Consider the following 3,064-nt stretch of genomic DNA (forward strand, 5'->3'; position numbering starts at 1 on the left):
CAAAAGATCGCAGCCTGCGGCAGCTCCTACAAAATTGTGTGTGCCCAATTCAGGAAAGCTGCGCCTTGTACTCCTTCTCGTACTGCCCCGCCAGCGTCTCTTTCTGTTTGTCATTGAGCAACTTGCCAGCCATCTGGAAGAACTTCTGCTCCTCCTCCTCGAGATGGTGATGAACCTTTTCCGACAGCTTCTTCGCGGTCGCCAGCCAGGCCGGGCTGGACATCTCGGTCTCGTCGAGCACCTCCATCATTTCATCCATTTCGTGATGCTCGGCGATTGCGTGGCGGCTGAGGTCGACGCCGTTGTCGAACTCCATCAGCGGAATGTAGAAATGCCGCTCTTCTGCGGTTTCGTGGGCTTGCAGTTCTGACTTGAGCTGCTTGTAAGCCTCGACGCGTTCAGGCGTGTCACCGCTGGTATGGATCAGTGCCTTGGCATAGGTCCGCTGGCGTTCATGGCTTTCGCGCAAGGCTTCGAAAATATTCACGGCGTTTCCTCATCGGTCGCGCTCGGCAATGGCGCGTCACAACAAATGACATCTGCGCGAAGGCGACGGTTCCACCGGTGTTGTGGTGATGGAACATTGGCGTTGTCCGCGATAGGCTGCGCTTTCACAGCCATAAGGATATAGCCATGACCCTGCGTATCGAACGCAAGCACAACCCCAGCAACGAAGAACGCGAGGCGATCCTCGTGCCGTTGCGCGCCTATAACACCTCGAAGTCCGCGTGCCCACCACCGGAACATATCGCGCTGCTGATACGCGACGACAACGATGAGATTGTCGGCGGCGTTTATGCCCGGTTGTTTTATCAGTGGTTGTTCATCGACTTGCTGGCGGTGCCGGAACAGGCTCGTGGGCAGGGCATGGGCACGAAGCTGATGCAGATGGCGGAAGACCTGGCGCGGGAAAAGGAATGCGTCGGTCTGTGGCTGGAAACCTTTGAATTCCAGGCGCCGGAGTTCTACAAGAAATGCGGTTATAGCGAGATCGGCCACATCGCCGACTACCCGCCGGGGCACAAGCATTTCTTCTTTCAGAAGCGCTTGAGTTACTGATTCAACACAAAACCCTGTGGGAGCGGACTTGCCCGCGATTGCAATTTATCCTTCAACAAAAATATTGACAGGTATACCGCTATCGCGGGCAAGCCCGCTCCCACAGGTCCTGCGTCAATTCATGAGGTCACAGACAGGTAGCCAAAGCCGCCAACCGGCGCTTGGCAACGAAGTCGTCCTGCTGCGCGTAGTAACTCAACACGGTGCCCGAGGCATCGGTGGTCACGTCCACGAACGACTCCGCCGAGCGGGTGTAAACCGTGGTGCCGCCCTTCTCCGCTGGTTCCAGGTACGCAGCCGCATCAACACCGAACACCGATTCGTCCTGCCAGGAAAACTGCACGCACTGGGCAACGTCTTTGGCCGGTTTGTCCGAGTTCAGGGTTTTGTACGGGGCCTTGGTGCGAGCATCGTTCATTGCCGAGCCCGCGCATCCCGCCAGCAAGGCAGCGGCCAGCGCTACCATCAGAATTCGCATTGCATTCACTCATCAGGAAAAAGCGGACTGTATCACCGTGGCACAGCGAATCGTTCTGCTTTACTTCATTTATACCGCGACACCGCGCGACGATTCGCGCACCCTGTCGCGCCATAACGCTGCATCGCAATTTTGACTGGAAGCCCCATGACCCCCAACGCCGAGTTTTACAAACCGACCACTGAATATGCCGACAAGCTGATCAGCCAGATCGGTCAGACGCCTTCCTGGATCGCCAAGCGGATCGGCGTCACCGACAAGCGGATTCGTTACATCCTCGACGGCGAGAGGACCGTCAAAGGCGAAACCACGCCGATCCAGATGACCTACACCGAGCAGTTTGCCCTCGAATGTCTGGCAGCAGCGGCCAAGGCCAGCAAGAAACAGTCTTCGTAATTCGTTCTCAAGGAGTGACCATGGCGGCAACCGAGCAGCAACACGAACAGGCCCTGAAAAAATTTCTCGATGAACGTCCCGAACTGCGCGTCGAACTCGACAACCTCAACCCCTTGCTTGCCCAGGCCAAGGGCGAGACCCTCGCGCAGTTTCGCGATGAGCGTTTGCATGAAGCCTTCGAAGCGGAAGCTGAGCACCTGGGTTTGTTTGCCTGGGAGCTGACGCTGCGACTGACTGCCGCCACACCCCAGGAATACGAAGCGCAACGCCTTGAAGTACACCGGGAAGTCGCGGAGATGGCCGGCATGGATTGGCTGGAATATTGTGACTTGTATGGGATAAAACCTTAGTCATCGCTCAAGGACATCGATCGCCCATGCTGCCATCCACCGCCAAGCCCCACGCCAGCCCCGGTCACCTGCACACGCAGAAATGGCGCGGGCGCATCGGCCTGAGTCTGGTGGCCATGCTTTCGGTACTGGCCGGGATGACCGACGCGATCGGTTTCATGGCCAGCGGCGACTTCGTTTCGTTCATGAGCGGCAACACCACCCGCATGGCCGTTGCCATCAGTGCGGGCGATCTGGGACTTACCCTGCGCCTGGTGATCCTCGTCGCGACGTTCATCCTCGGCAATGCGCTGGGCATTGTTGTCAGCCGGCTCAGCGGACGCCGGGCCCTGCCCCTGCTGCTGAGCATCGCCGCCCTGTTGTGCGCCGCCGCGGCCTGGCCTTACGACGAGCAACTGCCTGCGCTGCTGGCAGCGATCATTGCGATGGGCATGCTCAATGCTGCGGTGGAAGAAGTGAATGGTTTGCCGGTCGGACTGACCTACGTGACGGGTGCCCTGTCGCGCTTCGGTCGAGGTCTCGGGCGCTGGATGCTCGGCGAACGACGCAATGGCTGGCGCGTGCAATTGATACCGTGGACCGGCATGTTTGCCGGGGCGGTCATCGGTGCTGTGCTGGAGCATCACTTTGGGCTCAAGGCGCTGTTTGCCAGCGGTCTGTTGGCGGCTGCTTTGGGCTTGTTGTCGCTGAAAATTCCGCGGCGTTGGCAGTTGGGTTACATGCCGCGCTAACACCTCAATCCCTGTAGGAGCTGCCGAAGGCTGCGATCTTTTGATTTTAA

Annotated in this window: 6 protein-coding genes; 4 read left to right on the plus strand and 2 right to left on the minus strand. The window is 58.5% G+C overall.

What is annotated here, in order from left to right; translation table 11 throughout:
* Nucleotides 1-49 precede the first annotated feature (49 nt).
* Entirely contained in the window at nt 50-487 is a 438-nt protein-coding gene (locus tag ACW9JC_RS29670) for a hemerythrin domain-containing protein (RefSeq protein ID WP_457459490.1), read from the minus strand.
* Nucleotides 488-633: 146 nt separating this feature from the next.
* On the opposite strand from ACW9JC_RS29670, the gene ACW9JC_RS29675 reads away from it, so the two are divergent.
* Nucleotides 634-1,059 carry a GNAT family N-acetyltransferase gene (locus tag ACW9JC_RS29675; protein WP_457459492.1) on the plus strand — a complete coding sequence of 142 codons (426 nt, stop codon included), beginning with the start codon at nt 634-636 and terminating at the stop codon, nt 1,057-1,059.
* A 127-nt stretch (nt 1,060-1,186) separates the two neighbouring features.
* Here the strand turns inward: ACW9JC_RS29675 and ACW9JC_RS29680 are convergent, their stop codons facing one another.
* Nucleotides 1,187-1,537, minus strand: a complete 351-nt coding sequence (locus ACW9JC_RS29680) for a hypothetical protein (RefSeq protein ID WP_338581853.1) — start codon at nt 1,535-1,537, stop codon at nt 1,187-1,189.
* A gap of 147 nt (nt 1,538-1,684) precedes the next feature.
* Between ACW9JC_RS29680 and ACW9JC_RS29685 the strand changes: the two genes are divergently transcribed.
* From ACW9JC_RS29685 to ACW9JC_RS29695, 3 genes are read left to right on the plus strand one after another with little or no spacing between them, the layout of a single operon-like run.
* Nucleotides 1,685-1,933 carry a hypothetical protein gene (locus ACW9JC_RS29685; RefSeq protein ID WP_034146936.1) on the plus strand — a complete coding sequence of 83 codons (249 nt, stop codon included), beginning with the start codon at nt 1,685-1,687 and terminating at the stop codon, nt 1,931-1,933.
* Nucleotides 1,934-1,953: 20 nt separating this feature from the next.
* A complete protein-coding gene (locus tag ACW9JC_RS29690; RefSeq protein ID WP_457459494.1) occupies nt 1,954-2,283 on the plus strand; it encodes a DUF6388 family protein in 330 nt (109 codons plus the stop codon).
* 26 nt (nt 2,284-2,309) lie between these two features.
* Complete coding sequence (locus ACW9JC_RS29695) at nt 2,310-3,014, plus strand: YoaK family protein (protein WP_457459496.1); 705 nt, start codon at nt 2,310-2,312, stop codon at nt 3,012-3,014.
* Nucleotides 3,015-3,064 lie beyond the last annotated feature (50 nt).

The sequence above is a fragment of the Pseudomonas sp. SDO5591_S426 genome, from assembly GCF_054070755.1.

What these genes read in the sequence shown, in the direction of transcription:
- ACW9JC_RS29675 (WP_457459492.1), top strand. Translation starts at nt 634, where the DNA reads ATGACCCTGCGTATCGAACGCAAGCACAACCCCAGCAACGAAGAACGC.
- ACW9JC_RS29680 (WP_338581853.1), bottom strand. Translation starts at nt 1,537, where the DNA reads ATGCGAATTCTGATGGTAGCGCTGGCCGCTGCCTTGCTGGCGGGATGC.
- ACW9JC_RS29685 (WP_034146936.1), top strand. Translation starts at nt 1,685, where the DNA reads ATGACCCCCAACGCCGAGTTTTACAAACCGACCACTGAATATGCCGAC.
- ACW9JC_RS29690 (WP_457459494.1), top strand. Translation starts at nt 1,954, where the DNA reads ATGGCGGCAACCGAGCAGCAACACGAACAGGCCCTGAAAAAATTTCTC.
- ACW9JC_RS29695 (WP_457459496.1), top strand. Translation starts at nt 2,310, where the DNA reads ATGCTGCCATCCACCGCCAAGCCCCACGCCAGCCCCGGTCACCTGCAC.